The sequence below is a fragment of the Achromobacter sp. 2789STDY5608621 genome, assembly GCF_001299375.1.
GTDB classification, from domain to species: domain Bacteria; phylum Pseudomonadota; class Gammaproteobacteria; order Burkholderiales; family Burkholderiaceae_B; genus Achromobacter; species Achromobacter insuavis.
Genome location: NZ_CYTU01000011.1, coordinates 152,707 through 167,298, shown reverse-complemented (window position 1 = coordinate 167,298; position 14,592 = coordinate 152,707). Strand labels below are relative to the sequence as shown.

Here is a 14,592-nt window from a genome sequence, read left to right as displayed (position 1 = left end):
CCGACGCCCGCGGCCAGCGGCAGCTGGCCGGCGGCGGAACGCAACCAGAAGCGGGCGGCGGCCGCCGGCAGCATCATGATGCCGACCACCATCAAGGTGCCCAGCACCTGGAAGCCCGCCACCAGGTTCACCACCACCAGCACCAGGAAGATCATGTGGACCCAGCCGCCACGCCCGCCACTGGCGCGCAGGAAGGCCGGATCCAGGCACTCCGCCACCAGCAGCCGATAGAGCGCGGCCAGCGCCAGCAGCGTGACGCTGGCCGTGATCGTGACCAGCAGCAGCGACGCGTCATCCAGCCCCAGCACCGTGCCGAACAGCACGTGCAGCAGATCCATGTTGGAGCCGCGCAGCGACACCAGCAGCACCCCCAGGCCCAGCGAGATCAGGTAGAACGCGGCGAAGCTGGCGTCCTCGCGCAGCGGCGTCAGGCGCGCCACCAGGCCGGCCAGCAGGGCCACCACCAGGCCGGTGATGATGCCGCCCAGCATCATGGCCCACAGCGACAGGCCCGATAGCAGGAAGCCGGCCGCCACGCCTGGCAGGATGGCGTGCGACATGGCGTCGCCCATCAGGCTCATGCGCCGCAGCACCAGGAACACGCCCAGCGGCGCCGCGCCCAGCGACAGCGAGCAGGCGCCGGCCAGCGCGCGCCGCATGAAGCCGTAATCGATGAAGGGCGCCACGACCCATTGCAGCACGCTCATGCGTAGGCCCTCGCGTGCCATTGGCGCGCCGTCTTCAGGTGCGCATCGGTCAGGACCGACCCCGTGTCGCCCCAGGCCACCACCGACCCCGACAGCAGCAGGCACTGCGGAAAGTGCTCGCGCACCAGGTCCATGTCGTGCAGCACCGCGATCACCGAACGGCCCTGGCCGTGCAGGCCGCACAGCAGCGCCATCAGGTCATCGGCGGTATGGCTGTCGACCGCCGCGAACGGTTCGTCCAGCAGCAGCACCGGCGCGTCCTGCACCAGCATGCGGGCAAACAGGGTGCGCTGCATCTGGCCGCCGGACAACGTATCCACGCCGCGGCCGGCCATGTCCGCCAGGCCCACGGTCTCCAGCGCCTGCATGCAGCGGTCGATCTCGTCGCCGCCGTAGCGCCGCCATCCGCCGACCCGGCGCCAGGCGCCCAGGGCCACCAGATCGAACACCGTCACGGGAAAGGCGCGGTCCAGCTCGGCGGCCTGCGGCAGCCAGGCCAGCTCGGCGCGGCCGGCGCCGCCGATGCTGACGCTGCCCGACATCGGCCGCAGCACGCCCATGATGCCCTTGAGCAGGGTCGACTTGCCGGCGCCGTTCGGCCCGACCACGGCGGTCATGGCGCCCGGCTCGAAGCGGCCCGACACGCCGCGCAGCACTGCGTGGCCGTGCCACCCGAAGGAAGCATCGCGCAGTTCGATGGGGACCGGGGCGGGACTCACCGCGGCCACCAATCCAGCGCCCAGCCGGTCAACGCCCACAGCGCGGCGACCGCCACCAGGGCGAAGGCCATGCGGCGCCAGGCGGATACGAGGAAGGCGGAACGGGACGGCACGCCGGACCCCGGCGCGGCGCCGGGCCGCGGGGGCAGGAGCGAGAAGTGGGACATGACTGACAGCAAGCGCTAAAACATTATTATGTTATATCATAACCAAACCGGCTTGAATCAACGGCTTTCGCCCGCACCTGGGTGTTTTCTGCTACCTTCCAGGCATCTCGCGCGCGTCGCGCGCGTTCCTTATTCAGATGAAGCCCTCCATGCCCGCTCCGCCCCGTTCCCCCCGCAGTGACACCGTAGGCGCCCAACTCAGCGTCGCCGAGGCGCTGTGCGAACAACGCGGCCGCCGCCTGACCCCCATCCGCCGCAAGGTGCTGGAGCTGCTGCTGCGTCATGGCCGCAGCCTGAAGGCTTACGAACTGCTCGAAGCGATGCGCGAGGTGCACCCGGGCGCCGCGCCCCCCACCGTGTACCGTGCGCTGGACTTCCTGATGGACGAAGGCCTGATCCACCGGCTGGACGCGGTCAACGCCTGGAGCGCCTGCCACGATGTCGGCGGCGCGCCCCACGACCTGCTGGTGGTCTGTACCGGCTGCGGCGCGGTGGCCGAAGTGTCCGACCCCGCCATGAGCCGCCAGCTGGCCGAGCGCGTCGCCCAGACGGGCTACGTCCTGGCCACCCATGAGACCGAGATCCGGGCCCTGTGCCCGCAGTGCCAGAAGCAGCAGCCGGCCGACGCCGGGCACCACCACCATCATCACTGAGACGCGCGGCGCGGCCTGTCGCATGACGGGCCCCTGCCCCCGCCGTCCACCCGCGCTCATCCGGACCCTTGAAATCCGGAAAATCGCCCCAAAATAGTGATATCGCCCGATACTTGACGGCGTACAGCCGCGATCTGGGCGGCTACGGCCCCCGGGTTGGCCCGGGGTTTGCCCCCTGCCCCCGACTGTGCTGTAATCCTGCGTCCGGCCGCGATCGGCGGCCCTCGCAGCCTGTGGCAGTAACATCGGCCGAGCGATGTCTGGCAGGCCATCGGCACCCGCCGCCGCCCGCCAGAACCCAGCGCTTGACCGCCGTGTCTAACCGCCTTTACTTCACGCAAGCAGCTTCGCCATGAACACCCCGCGCAGTTTGGACAAAATGGTTCCCGTCACCATCCTCACCGGCTTTCTCGGTGCGGGCAAGACCACCCTGCTCAAGCGTATCCTGACCGAATTCCACGGCCGCCGCGTCGCGGTCATCGAAAACGAATTCGGACCGGAAAGCATCGACAACGACCTGCTGGTGCAGGACAGCGATGAAGAAATCATCGAGCTGTCCAACGGCTGCGTCTGCTGCACGGTGCGCGGCGACCTGATGCGCACCCTGTCCGACCTGCGCGCCAAGCGCGAGGCCGGCGCCCTGAATTTCGAACGCGTCATCCTGGAAACCACCGGCATGGCCAACCCCGGCCCGGTGTGCCAGACGTTCTTCATGGACGACGACATCGCCGAGTACTACCGCCTGGACGCGGTGGTCACGGTGGTCGACGCCAAGCACGGCATGGCGACGCTGGATGAACAGCCCGAAGCCCAGAAGCAGGTCGGCTTCGCGGACCGCATCCTGATCTCCAAGAAAGACCTGGTCAACGACGTCGACTACGAAGCGCTGCGCGCCCGCCTGCTGCGGATGAACCCGCGCGCGCCCATCACCGCGGTCAACTTCGGCGACGCCGACCTGAAGTCGATCATCGACATCAGCGGCTTCAACCTGAATTCCATTCTCGACATCGACCCGGACTTCCTGGCCGATGAGCACCCCGATGCCGCCCACAGCCATGCCCACGGGCACGGCCACGATCATGACCACGGCCATGACCATCACGGTCACGACCATGACCACGATCACGACGGCGACTGCGGGGCGCACTGCAATCACGCGCATCATCACCACCCCAAGCACGACGACGAAATCGGCGCGTTCGTGTTCCGCTCCAACAAGCCGTTCGATCCCGCGCGCCTTGAGGAATTCCTGGGCGGCGTGGTGCAGGTCTATGGTCCCGACCTGCTGCGCTACAAAGGCATCCTGTACATGAAGGGCATCAACCGCCGCATGTTGTTCCAGGGTGTGCACATGATGATGGGCGCCGAACCCGGCAAACCGTGGACCGCGGCCGAAAAACCGTCCACCAAGATGGTCTTCATCGGACGCAAGCTGCCCCAGGAGATTTTCACCCGGGGCTTGGAGCAGTGCCTGGCGGGGTAATCCCCTTTCCGGATAACGTGACGCGGTGCGACGAAGGCAGTACTGTGAGGGTACGAACAGCGTAGGCAGCAAACACGGACCGGGAAGACAAGCCCGCGCCAGGATCGATTCATAGTGGAGTGTTTTCATGGCTACCAAGGCAGCAACCAAAAAATCAAGCAAGTCGACGAGCGATACGGCGATTGATCTGCCCAGCGAGAAGGAATTGCTGGCCATGCCCGAGTCCGACTACATGAACGAACGCCAGCTGGCGTTCTTCAAGGAACGGCTCAAACAACTCGAACAGGACATCCTGGCCAACGCCGGCGAAACCACCGAGCACCTGCGCGAAACGCAGTTCGTGCCCGATCCCGCCGACCGCGCCACCATCGAGGAAGAACACGCCCTCGAGCTGCGCACCCGCGACCGTGAGCGCAAGCTGCTCAAGAAGGTGCAACAGTCCATCGCCCGCATCGACAGCGGCGAATACGGCTGGTGTGAGGAAACCGGTGAACCCATCGGCATCCCGCGCCTGCTGGCCCGTCCCACCGCCACCCTGTCGCTGGAAGCGCAGGAACGGCGCGAAATGCGGCAGAAGCTGTACGGCGACTGATCCGTCCCGTTATTCAAACGCCACATCGAAAGGCTATGCTGGTTTCCAGCATGGCCTTTTTTTCGTCTCGGCGCCGCCGCGAGATGAAGCCGCCTCCCCCGGCGACAGCAAGGGGCCATCACGGATTGGCCCGCAAGCCTTGATTTCGCTCGCATCGCCCCCAGCTAGTCCTTTCAAAGGAAGGAACGCATGGAACAATTTCACGCCACCACCATCGTGTGTGTGCGCCGCGGCAACCGCGTCGCACTGGGCGGCGATGGCCAGGTCACCCTGGGCAACATCGTCATCAAGGGCACGGCGCGCAAGATCCGCCGCCTGTACCACGACAAGATCCTGGCCGGCTTCGCCGGCGCCACCGCCGACGCGTTCACGCTGCAGGAACGCTTCGAAGCCAAGCTCGAAAAACACCAGGGCAACCTGATGCGCGCGGCGGTCGAACTCACCCGCGACTGGCGCACCGACCGCGTCCTGCGCCGGCTCGAAGCCATGCTGATCGTGGCCGACGCCGAGCACACGCTGGTGCTGACCGGCAACGGCGACGTGCTCGAGCCCGAGCACGGCCTGGCCGCCATCGGCTCGGGCGGGGCCTATGCCCAGTCCGCCGCGCTGGCGCTGCTGCGCAACACCGACCTGCCGCCCGAGACCATCGTCAAGCAATCGCTCGAGATCGCCGGCGATCTCTGCATCTACACCAACCAGAACCACGTCATCGAGACGCTGGGAGACTGACGCCCGCGACGCGGCGCCCGCGCGGCGCCGCGCCCCGTTCTCCCGCCCAGCCCCGCTTCAAGGATCCGCCCTCATGTCCGCCTCCAACATGACGCCCGGAGAGATCGTCTCCGAACTCGACAAGTACATCGTCGGCCAGAACCGCGCCAAGCGCGCGGTGGCGGTGGCCCTGCGCAACCGCTGGCGCCGCCAGCAGGTGGCCGAGCCGCTGCGCCACGAAATCCACCCCAAGAACATCCTCATGATCGGCCCCACCGGCGTGGGCAAGACCGAGATCGCGCGCCGCCTGGCCAAGCTGGCCAACGCGCCGTTCATCAAGATCGAGGCCACCAAGTTCACCGAGGTGGGCTACGTCGGCCGCGACGTCGACACCATCATCCGCGACCTGACCGAATACTCGATCAAGCAGACCCGCGAACTGGAAATGCGCCGCGTGCGCACCCAGGCCGAGGACGCCGCCGAGGACCGCATCCTCGACGCGCTGGTGCCGCCGCCCCGCGGCGCCTCGGGCGAGCCCGAGCGCGGCGAGGACAACAGCGCCCGCCAGACTTTCCGCAAGCGCCTGCGCGAGGGCAAGATCGACGATCTCGAGATCGAGATCGAAGTGGCCCAGGCCGCGCCGCAGATGGACGTCATGACGCCCCCCGGCATGGAAGAAATGGCCGAGCAGCTGCGCGGCATGTTCGCCGGCATGGCGCGCGACAAGAAGAAGTCCAAGAAGATGAAGGTGCGCGAAGCCTTCAAGCTGATCGTCGACGAGGAAGCCGCCAAGCGCGTCAACGAGGAAGACCTGCGCACCACCGCCATCAACAACGTCGAACAGAACGGCATCGTGTTCCTGGACGAGATCGACAAGATCGCGGCGCGCCAGGAAAGCGGCGGCGCCGACGTCTCGCGCCAGGGCGTGCAGCGCGACCTGCTGCCGCTGGTCGAGGGCACCACCGTCAACACGCGCTACGGCATGGTCCGCACCGACCACATCCTGTTCATCGCCTCGGGCGCCTTCCACCTGGCGCGTCCGTCCGACCTGATCCCCGAGCTGCAAGGCCGCTTCCCGATCCGCGTCGAGCTGGAATCGCTGACCGCCGAGGACTTCGTTCGCATCCTGAGCGATACCGACGCCTCGCTGACCAAGCAATACACGGCGCTGCTGGCCACGGAAGACGTGCAGCTGGAATTCACCGACGAAGGCGTGCGCCGCCTGGCCGAACTGGCCTACGACGTCAACGAGACCACCGAAAACATCGGCGCCCGCCGCCTCTACACCGTGATGGAAAAGCTGCTGGACGAACTGTCGTTCGACGCCACCGCCTCCGGCAACAAGACGGTGAAGATCGACGCCGCCTACGTCAACGCGCAACTGGCCGAAGCCGCCAGCAGCCAGGACCTGGCCCGCTACGTGCTGTAACGGAGTAGGTGCGAAATTGTACTTTCGCACCTACTACCTTGAAATTTCCGCATGGTAAAAACCTCAATTGTGCTGCTGCGGCACAACGGGCATCCTGTCTAACGCAGTCCAATGCGGCATAGTCAAAGCAACGCTACGGCATCCAATTGAGGAATAAATTGACAGATAATCAAAAGAGCGCTTTCACTAGCGGTGGAGAAGGCGACAGATTCTTCGAACGAAATCGAAGCGAGTTTCAGAAAATGGTCCTCTCGTCCGAACTCGGGCCTGCCAATCGTCTGTATTTTCCGTATCTGAAAGCGGGCAACCGAATTCTTGAAATTGGCAGTTCTTCAGGCACCAACCTGTCGCTTCTAACCCGCGATATCGATGTGGAAGCCTATGGCATCGATCCCTCCGAAGCAGCGGTAGCCAAGGGGCGTAGCGAGTTTCCTCAGCTACATTTGAGCGTGGGAACCGCTGATGAACTTGCATTTCCCGACGGCCATTTTGATTTCATCGTTTTCGGCTTCTGCCTCTACCTGGTAGACAGGGCGCTCCTGACGAAGACCATAGCGGAAGCGGATCGCTGCCTCAAGGATGGCGGCCATATCGCAATTACCGATTTTCGCCCCGATGTGCCGACCGCACGCCCCTATAAGCATCTTGACGGCCTGATATCGTACAAATTCCCATACGAAAAGCTGTTCACGGCTTTCCCCCAATTCCAACTGATCGAGTGCCGCACGTTCAGTCATGGCACGGAGGCTTATCACGCCGACCCCCAGGAACGCGTGTCCGCCAGCATCATCCGCAAGAGCCTCAAAGAAGGCTATCAAAAACTCTGAGGAATGCGTTGGCGCCAGCCGTTCGCGGCTTGGCGCCACATTCCCGAGCCCTAGTTGGAAATAGCCGTCACGACATACTTGCCGTCTTTGCGTTCGGCTGTGAAACGCACTTTGTCACCAGCCTTGATCTTCGCCAATAGCGAGGGATCCGCCTGATACACCAAAGTCATCGCGGGCAGATCCAACGCGGCGATCGCATCGTGCTTGATCGTGACTTTCCCAGCGGCAGGATCCACCCGCCGCACTTCTCCGCTGGCTTCAGCCTGCTGGGCGAACGCAAACGGCCCCACCAGCACCGCTGTCGCGGCTGCAATGGCCACGGGAAACACCAATCTGCGGTTAAATAACATTGCGCTATTCTCCATACACCGCACCGACCTGCCCACGGGACGGCCGACGCTCACAGTGCTAGGATACCGCCCTTTCGTGCAACCCTTCGGAGCCATGCATGGCCAATCGTTTATCCGTAATTGCAACTCGCACGGGCGATGACGGCACCACTGGGCTGGGAGACGGTTCACGCGCACGCAAGAACGCCCCGCGCGTCGCTGCGCTCGGGGATGTCGATGAACTGAACAGCATGATCGGCCTGCTGTTGACAGAGGCCTTACCCCCTGATGTCGCGACGGATCTGGTTACGATCCAGAACGATCTGTTCGATATGGGAGCTGAACTATGCATCCCCGGCCACGTCGCCATCACTGAGACCCAAGTGGCGCACCTGGATACGTGCCTGCAACGCTATAACGGTACCTTGCCCGCGCTGCGCGAATTTATCCTGCCAGGAGGCAGCCGTTCCGCGGCCTGCGCCCATGTGGCGCGCACCCTGTGTCGCCGTGCCGAGCGTACCGTCATAACCCTCAGCGACACGGAATCTGTTGGTGCACCGGTCTGCCAGTATTTGAACCGCCTTTCCGATCTGCTGTTCGTGCTGGCGCGCTACATCAATCAATCTCAGAATGTCCCGGATGTATTCTGGAGTAGCAGGCACGCTCGCCCTGAATGATGAACGACTCGCGCGGCACCATGGTTCGCGGCATTGGATTCGCCCGCAAGGGAGCCTGACCTATCATGACCATCATCGTCACTGGTGGCGCCGGATTCATCGGCTCCAACTTCATCATTGACTGGCTGGATGGGCACGACGAGCACGTGGTAACGCTCGACAAATTGACCTATGCCGGAAACCAGGAGAACCTCGATACGTTAGCGGGCGACCCCCGCCATAGTTTCGTGCAGGGAGATATCGCGGATGCCGCGCTGATGCGCCGGCTACTCCTGCAACATCAGCCCCGCGCTCTCCTGAATTTCGCTGCAGAATCACACGTCGACAGGTCGATCGATAGTCCCGAGGATTTCATCCAGACCAATGTGGTCGGCACCTTTCGCCTGCTCGAAGCTGCGCATCAATACTGGAAGACCTTGACAGGCGAAGCACGAGACACGTTTCGCTTTCTCCATGTATCGACAGATGAGGTCTACGGCACACTGCTGCCCGACGAAGCACCATTTAGCGAAAATACCCGCTACGCGCCCAACGGCCTATACGCTGCGAGCAAAGCTGCCAGCGATCACTTTGTGCGCGGCTATCATCAGACCCACGGCCTCCCCGTGCTGACGACGAACTGCTCGAACAATTATGGGCCCCGTCAGTTTCCAGAAAAATTGATCCCGCTGACGATACGCAACGCGCTCGCGGGCAAGACCATCCCCATCTATGGCGATGGTCGCCAGATCAGGGACTGGCTGTATGTGAGCGACCATTGCCAGGCACTGCAACGCGTGCTGGAACACGGGCAACCCGGGCAGACCTACGCCATAGGCAGCCGGACAGAGAAAAGCAATCTCGACGTCGTGCTATCCGTCTGCGCACTCCTGGACCGCTTGCGGCCACTGGCGGGCGGTGCCACCTACCAACACCAGATCCGATTTGTGGACGACCGTCCCGGACATGACCGCAGGTACGCGATCAATCCCTCGAAGACCGAGCGAGAATTTCACTGGCATGCTCGAGAAACCTTCGAAACAGGCCTGCTCAAGACGGTGCAGTGGTATCTCGACCATCCGGCTTGGGGCACCCATGCCGATCTGGCTACGCCGCCCCGCTGGCTGAGCGGCGAGCCAACGGACCCCACCCCTTCCCTCGAATAGCCCAAATGAAAGCCACGCCACTCTCGATCCCCGACGTCATCCTACTCGAACCTGTGGTCCATGCGGATGACCGCGGGTATTTCTTCGAGAGCTTCAACAGCGTGACTTTTACCGCAGCAACTGGCGTGCACGCTGATTTCGTACAGGACAACGAATCACTGTCCATCCGCGACACGCTGCGGGGCCTACATTATCAGATCAAGCAACCGCAAGGAAAATTGGTCCGTGTCATGCAAGGCCGGATCTATGACGTTGCAGTCGATCTGCGCAGGTCTTCCCCTCATTTCGGCCAATGGGTGGCCGTGGAGCTTTCAAGTCAGGATCGGCGCCAACTCTGGGTTCCTCCGGGCTTTGCCCACGGTTTCTTGACCCTGAGCACCCAGGCAACCGTGCTATACAAAGTCACGTCGCATTACGCGCCTGAACACGAGCGGTGCATCATCTGGGACGACCCATCCTTGGACATCAAGTGGCCGCTGACGCGCACACCACTGCTGTCGGAAAAGGACAAGAGGGGCGAACACCTGCACTTGGCAAGCGTCTACCCCTGAAAGACAAAGCGTGGATCAGTTCACGCCAGCAGCGTGAGCCTGCTCATCCGCATGATACGAAGAGCGTACCATTGCGCCGACCGCCGCATGCGAGAAACCCATGGCATAGGCTTCGCGCTCGAACATCGCGAACGTATCGGGATGCACATACCGCAACACCGGCAGGTGATGCTCGGAGGGCTGCAGGTATTGACCGATCGTGATCATGTCCACGTTGTGCGCACGCATGTCGCGCATGACCTGCAGGATTTCTTCATCAGTCTCTCCCAGGCCCAGCATCAGGCCGGACTTGGTGGGGACTTCCGGATGCAGCGTCTTGAACTCGGCCAGCAGCTTGAGCGAGTGCGCATAGTCGGAGCCAGGGCGTGCTTGCTTGTACAAGCGCGGCACGGTCTCCAGGTTATGGTTCATTACGTCGGGCGGACCCGCATTCAGGATAGTCAGAGCGCGATCCAGGCGTCCACGGAAATCTGGCACCAGAACTTCGATACGCGTGGACGGAGACAATTCGCGAATCTTAGTGATGCATTCGACGAAATGACCCGCACCACCATCGCGCAGGTCATCGCGATCAACCGACGTGATCACGACATACGACAGCTTCAACGCCGCGATCGTGCGCGCCAGGTTGGCAGGCTCTTCGGTATCGAGTGGATCCGGACGACCATGCCCGACATCACAGAAGGGGCAGCGGCGTGTGCACTTGTCGCCCATGATCATGAACGTGGCAGTGCCCTTGCCGAAGCACTCGCCGATGTTCGGACACGAGGCTTCTTCACAAACGGTATGCAGATTGTGTTCCCGCAGGATGCGCTTGATGTCATAGAAGCGCGACCCCGGAGCGGCGGCCTTCACGCGGATCCACTCGGGCTTCTTGAGGCGTTCGGCCGGGATGATCTTGATTGGAATGCGGGCCGTCTTGGCCTGAGACTTCTGCTTTTGCGTCGCGTCATAGCTAGCCGCCGCGGGCGCGGGCGCCGGCTCGCCGGGAGAGACCTGAGAATCGACCTGTGTAGACATAAGACACCTTCTGGGCCGGCGCTCAGGGCGTCCGACCAGGGGAAAAACCAGTATTTTACTCCCCACAAGTGGATCCCTCCTCCGTCCGAAGGGAAAGGGTGCGTTTGAGGTATCGTTCGATCGTATGAATACCAATGCGCGCGCCCCTGCTGCCTTACTCGCTGGAACGCCCGACCGGCGGCCAGTTCTCATACTCATCGCGGACGATGCCCCGGCCCATTTCGTCTTCGACGCATTGCTAGGTGCATCCCGCGAACTCGCGTTGGCCGGCCTATTTTCAACCCTGATCCCGGTATCGACGTCCCGGCCGTTGGATGGCCCCGCGTTGGCCAGCATGGATCCTGCCGGCATCCTCCTGCTGGCGCTCCCAGACCAGCCGGACCAACAAACGACATTGCGTGGCCTGCAGATCCCATGCGTGCAGACCTGGTCAGCGGTGGATGTTGCCGATAGCGCCATAACTCCGGACAATGTTCTCGGCGGACGCATGGCGGCAAGGCATCTGGCCGCCCGGAAGTACTCGAAAGTCGCTTGCATCAGCGGCGATAGCGTCTGGGAAGCCGAACGCCGAACCGGCTTTCTCGCCGAAGCCAGCACGCTCGGCCTGGAAGTGGCGGCCGACGTCATCCAGAGCAGGTTGAACACGTTGCAGGATGGGCGCCAAGCCTTCCTGCGGCTGCTCACGACTTACACATTATTTGACGCGGTATTCTGCTGCGGAGACCACAGCACAGCCGCCACTGTTTCAGAAGCCCACAACCGTGAGCTTGTTGTCCCGCAAGATCTCGCCATCCTGGGTTTCACCGACAATGGTGACGCAGCCCAATGGGTTCCCGGCCTGTCTACGGTAGGCGTCGATGCGGAACGTCTCGGCGGATTGGCTGGCCGCTTGCTGCTGGACCGCATGGCAGGCAGGCGTGGGGCCGGGCAACAAGATCTGCTCCCCCCCGAGCTGACCGTGGGCATCAGCAGCTAAGCAGCGGAGGCAGCATATGAAAGCCATCATCCTGGCGGGCGGCAAAGGCACGCGGCTCTATCCGTTGAATCTGGTGGCCAGCAAGCAGTTGCAGGCGGTCTATGACAAGCCGATGATCTACTATTCCCTCACCGTCCTGGTGGCGAGCGGGATCCGCGAGTTCTGCCTCATCACTACCCCATATGACCTGTCACGCTTCGAGGCGCTGCTTGGCGACGGTTCCCAGTGGGGCATTTCCATCCAGTATCGTGAACAGCCCCGGCCTGAAGGCATCGCCCAGGCATTCCTGATCGCGGAATCATTCATCGGCGACGACAAGGTCGTGTTGATGCTGGGAGACAACATCTTCTCGGGTGGAGATGCCTTTCCCCGCGCTCTGGCGGACTTCAAATCAGGCGCCAGTATCTTCGCCTACCGCGTCAAAGATCCCCAGCGTTACGGTGTCATAGAGTTCGATGTGCAGGGAAAGGCACTGTCAATCGAGGAGAAGCCGGCCAAGCCTCGCAGCAATTATGCGGTACCAGGCGTCTACATCTACGACAATCAGGTCGTCGGCATTGCGCGCGCCCTGCGGCCTTCCGCGAGGCACGAGCTTGAGATCACCGATGTGAACCGCGCCTATCTCGAGCTCGACCAGCTACGAGTCCATCGGCTGAGCCGCGGATTCGCATGGCTCGACGCGGGTACCAGTACCGCCTTGCAAGAAGCGTCATCCTACATCCAGACCATCGAAAAACGGCAGGATGTCAAAATAGGCTGCCCAGAAGAAGCCGCGCTCATGCGCGGATTCTTGTCGATCTCGCAATTCGAGGCCCTGCTGCAAACCATGCCGGAATGCGAATACCGGGCATATCTACAGCGCGTAGCTGAAGACGTGCGCCGACAGCAGTCACCCTGACGCGGGGCTTTCGGCCGCGGCCATCAAGGCCGAGCGCCCCCGGCGCTCAGATAAGGCTCGAAAAAGGCCGCCGCGGAGTCCTGCCCCGCATCCAGCAACATCGCGTGCGCCTCAACCAGAAAAGCACTCGTGGCCGTCTCTGGAACACGCGCCAGCCATTGAGCCGCCTCCCGCTTATCGCCGCGCAGCAGCAGCATGCGGCCCAGGTGAAACATGCCGCGGAAGTCGCCGCCCTCGGCGCAGCGCTGGTAGCAGTCGAACGCGCGCTCCAGGTCCTGCTCGACCACGTCGCCCGTTTCGTAGAAGCGGCCGACCACGCCGATGGATTTGACGTGTCCGGCCTGCGCGGCCTGCTGGTACAGCGCCAGCGCCGCCGCGCGGTTCTGCACCACGCCGCCGCGACCGCTCTTGAGCATGTGGGCGTAGTTGTACATGCCCCAGTCCAGTCCGCGATCCGCGGCCAGCCGGAACCAGTAGGCCGCCACGGTATCGTCCGGCGCGATGCCCCAGCCGTTTTCGTAGCAGCGGCCGATCATGTTGATGGCCATGAGATGGTCGGCATTGGCGGCGCGCTTGAACCAGGCCAGCCCTTCGGCCTGATCCTGAGGCACGCCGACGCCGTCGAGCAGCATCTGGCCGAAGATGGTCTGCGCCTCGACCAGGCCCATTTCGGCCGCCGTGCGGATCCAGGCGGCATATTGCGGCGCCGGCCCGGCGCGCAGCCTGGCCAATTGCTCGGGGGTGGTCGCGGCCACGTCGGCCGGGGTATAGCTTGTCTTCATGCGGGTGTCCTTGCCTGGCGCCACAAGCGGGCCAGGTTGCGAGCCAGCGCGTCGCCCACCTCGGTGGGCTCGCGCCGCACGCTACAGGACGCCATGTCGACCGTGCGCAGGCCGGCGTACCCGCAGGGATTGATGCCCAGGAACGGCGCCAGGTCCATCGCCACGTTCAGCGACACGCCGTGATAGGCGCGGCCGTTGCGGATCTTGATGCCCAGCGCGGCGATCTTGGCCAGGTCGCCGCCCTCGGGATGCGCCACGTACACACCTGGCGCGCCCGGCTTGCGGCAGGCGCCGGGCAGGCCCATCTCGTCCAGCGTGTCGATCACCGCCGATTCCAGCAGGGCCACGTACTCCTTCACGTACATGTCGACCCGGCGCAGGTCGAACAGCGCGTAGGCCATCACCTGGCCGGGGCCGTGGTACGTGACCTGGCCGCCGCGGTCGCAATGGACGATGGGGATGGCGCCCGGATTGAGCACGTGCTCGGGCAGGCCCGCCTGGCCCAGCGTGTAGACCGGGGCATGCTCGCACAGCCAGATTTCATCGGGCGTCTCGGCCGACCGCTGGTCGGTGTACGCCTGCATGTCCCGCCACACGGACAGGTAGTCCGCGGGCCGCGCCAGCCACTTGATCACAGCCACTTGCCTTTACAGGACGATCGACACCATCGGGTGGCCGTGCAAGGCCTGGTACAGGCTGTCGAGCTGCTCGCGCGAGGTGGCGCGCACCGTGAAGGTCAGGCCCATGTAGTTGCCGCCCTTGCTGGGCCGCATCTCGACCGTGGCGGCATCGAAGCCCGGGTCGAAGCGCAGCACGACCTCGGTCAGCGTCTGCGCGAACTCCGGATGATGCTTGCCCATGACCTTGATGGGAAAGTCACTGGGGTACTCGATGAGGGATTCTTCGGGCGGAATATGCATGATGGATGG

Annotated in this window: 19 protein-coding genes; 11 read left to right on the top strand and 8 right to left on the bottom strand. The window is 63.6% G+C overall.

All coding sequences use genetic code 11. The annotated features are described in order from the left end of the window. The 3 genes from AOZ53_RS13855 to AOZ53_RS34700 all read right to left on the bottom strand — a co-directional run. Positions 1–707 (bottom strand): metal ABC transporter permease (locus AOZ53_RS13855; RefSeq protein WP_054488232.1); only part of this gene is annotated, 707 nt, incomplete at its 3' end. Beyond that, the gene (locus AOZ53_RS13850) at positions 704–1,426 is read right to left on the bottom strand and encodes a metal ABC transporter ATP-binding protein (protein WP_054488236.1); all 723 of its coding nucleotides are present in this window, start codon (positions 1,424–1,426) and stop codon (positions 704–706) included. The genes AOZ53_RS13850 and AOZ53_RS13855, both read right to left, overlap by 4 nt. Then, entirely contained in the window at positions 1,423–1,593 is a 171-nt protein-coding gene (locus AOZ53_RS34700) for a hypothetical protein (protein WP_197286485.1), read from the bottom strand. The genes AOZ53_RS13850 and AOZ53_RS34700 overlap by 4 nt, the downstream gene beginning before the upstream one ends. Before the next feature lie 149 nt (positions 1,594–1,742). Here AOZ53_RS34700 and AOZ53_RS13845 point away from each other — a divergent pair, with 149 nt between their 5' ends. The 6 genes from AOZ53_RS13845 to AOZ53_RS13820 all read left to right on the top strand — a co-directional run bounded on the left by AOZ53_RS13845 (position 1,743) and on the right by AOZ53_RS13820 (position 7,285). Beyond that, positions 1,743–2,246 carry a Fur family transcriptional regulator gene (locus AOZ53_RS13845; RefSeq protein WP_054431098.1) on the top strand — a complete coding sequence of 168 codons (504 nt, stop codon included), beginning with the start codon at positions 1,743–1,745 and terminating at the stop codon, positions 2,244–2,246. Positions 2,247–2,598: 352 nt separating this feature from the next. Beyond that, entirely contained in the window at positions 2,599–3,729 is a 1,131-nt protein-coding gene (locus AOZ53_RS13840; RefSeq protein ID WP_054430776.1) for a CobW family GTP-binding protein, read from the top strand. Between the two features lie 127 nt (positions 3,730–3,856). Then, a complete protein-coding gene (dksA, locus tag AOZ53_RS13835) occupies positions 3,857–4,321 on the top strand; it encodes an RNA polymerase-binding protein DksA (protein WP_006389752.1) in 465 nt (154 codons plus the stop codon). Positions 4,322–4,510: 189 nt separating this feature from the next. Next, on the top strand, positions 4,511–5,050 hold the full coding sequence (hslV, locus tag AOZ53_RS13830) for an ATP-dependent protease subunit HslV (protein ID WP_054430777.1): 540 nt from the start codon (positions 4,511–4,513) through the stop codon (positions 5,048–5,050). 73 nt (positions 5,051–5,123) lie between these two features. Further along, the gene (gene hslU / locus AOZ53_RS13825) at positions 5,124–6,458 is read left to right on the top strand and encodes an ATP-dependent protease ATPase subunit HslU (RefSeq protein WP_054430778.1); all 1,335 of its coding nucleotides are present in this window, start codon (positions 5,124–5,126) and stop codon (positions 6,456–6,458) included. A 158-nt stretch (positions 6,459–6,616) separates the two neighbouring features. Then, positions 6,617–7,285, top strand: coding sequence for a class I SAM-dependent methyltransferase (locus tag AOZ53_RS13820; protein ID WP_156333391.1), 669 nt, complete (start codon positions 6,617–6,619; stop codon positions 7,283–7,285). Between the two features lie 50 nt (positions 7,286–7,335). On the opposite strand, the gene AOZ53_RS13815 is transcribed toward AOZ53_RS13820, so the two are convergent. Further along, positions 7,336–7,635: a copper-binding protein gene (locus AOZ53_RS13815; protein ID WP_054488231.1), complete on the bottom strand. Its 300-nt coding sequence runs from the start codon at positions 7,633–7,635 to the stop codon at positions 7,336–7,338. A gap of 98 nt (positions 7,636–7,733) precedes the next feature. Here AOZ53_RS13815 and AOZ53_RS13810 point away from each other — a divergent pair, with 98 nt between their 5' ends. The 3 genes from AOZ53_RS13810 to rfbC all read left to right on the top strand — a co-directional run bounded on the left by AOZ53_RS13810 (position 7,734) and on the right by rfbC (position 9,987). Further along, entirely contained in the window at positions 7,734–8,291 is a 558-nt protein-coding gene (locus AOZ53_RS13810; RefSeq protein WP_054488230.1) for a cob(I)yrinic acid a,c-diamide adenosyltransferase, read from the top strand. Positions 8,292–8,356: 65 nt separating this feature from the next. Beyond that, entirely contained in the window at positions 8,357–9,436 is a 1,080-nt protein-coding gene (rfbB, locus tag AOZ53_RS13805) for a dTDP-glucose 4,6-dehydratase (protein WP_082385636.1), read from the top strand. A gap of 5 nt (positions 9,437–9,441) precedes the next feature. Then, the gene (gene rfbC / locus AOZ53_RS13800; protein WP_054488228.1) at positions 9,442–9,987 is read left to right on the top strand and encodes a dTDP-4-dehydrorhamnose 3,5-epimerase; all 546 of its coding nucleotides are present in this window, start codon (positions 9,442–9,444) and stop codon (positions 9,985–9,987) included. 15 nt (positions 9,988–10,002) lie between these two features. Here the strand turns inward: rfbC and lipA are convergent, their stop codons facing one another. Further along, positions 10,003–11,007, bottom strand: coding sequence for a lipoyl synthase (gene lipA / locus AOZ53_RS13795; protein WP_054488226.1), 1,005 nt, complete (start codon positions 11,005–11,007; stop codon positions 10,003–10,005). A gap of 124 nt (positions 11,008–11,131) precedes the next feature. Between lipA and AOZ53_RS13790 the strand changes: the two genes are divergently transcribed. Together AOZ53_RS13790 and rfbA are read left to right on the top strand one after the other, a co-directional pair. Continuing rightward, positions 11,132–11,983, top strand: coding sequence for a LacI family DNA-binding transcriptional regulator (locus AOZ53_RS13790; protein WP_054488224.1), 852 nt, complete (start codon positions 11,132–11,134; stop codon positions 11,981–11,983). Between the two features lie 16 nt (positions 11,984–11,999). Beyond that, on the top strand, positions 12,000–12,881 hold the full coding sequence (gene rfbA / locus AOZ53_RS13785; RefSeq protein ID WP_054488222.1) for a glucose-1-phosphate thymidylyltransferase RfbA: 882 nt from the start codon (positions 12,000–12,002) through the stop codon (positions 12,879–12,881). Between the two features lie 23 nt (positions 12,882–12,904). Here the strand turns inward: rfbA and AOZ53_RS13780 are convergent, their stop codons facing one another. The 3 genes from AOZ53_RS13780 to AOZ53_RS13770 are packed head-to-tail and all read right to left on the bottom strand — an operon-like array spanning position 12,905 to position 14,583. Then, on the bottom strand, positions 12,905–13,663 hold the full coding sequence (locus tag AOZ53_RS13780) for a tetratricopeptide repeat protein (RefSeq protein WP_054488220.1): 759 nt from the start codon (positions 13,661–13,663) through the stop codon (positions 12,905–12,907). Further along, positions 13,660–14,298, bottom strand: coding sequence for a lipoyl(octanoyl) transferase LipB (gene lipB / locus AOZ53_RS13775; RefSeq protein WP_054488218.1), 639 nt, complete (start codon positions 14,296–14,298; stop codon positions 13,660–13,662). Before lipB ends, AOZ53_RS13780 begins: the two co-directional genes overlap by 4 nt. 12 nt (positions 14,299–14,310) lie before the next feature. Then, complete coding sequence (locus AOZ53_RS13770; RefSeq protein WP_054430788.1) at positions 14,311–14,583, bottom strand: YbeD family protein; 273 nt, start codon at positions 14,581–14,583, stop codon at positions 14,311–14,313. Positions 14,584–14,592 lie beyond the last annotated feature (9 nt).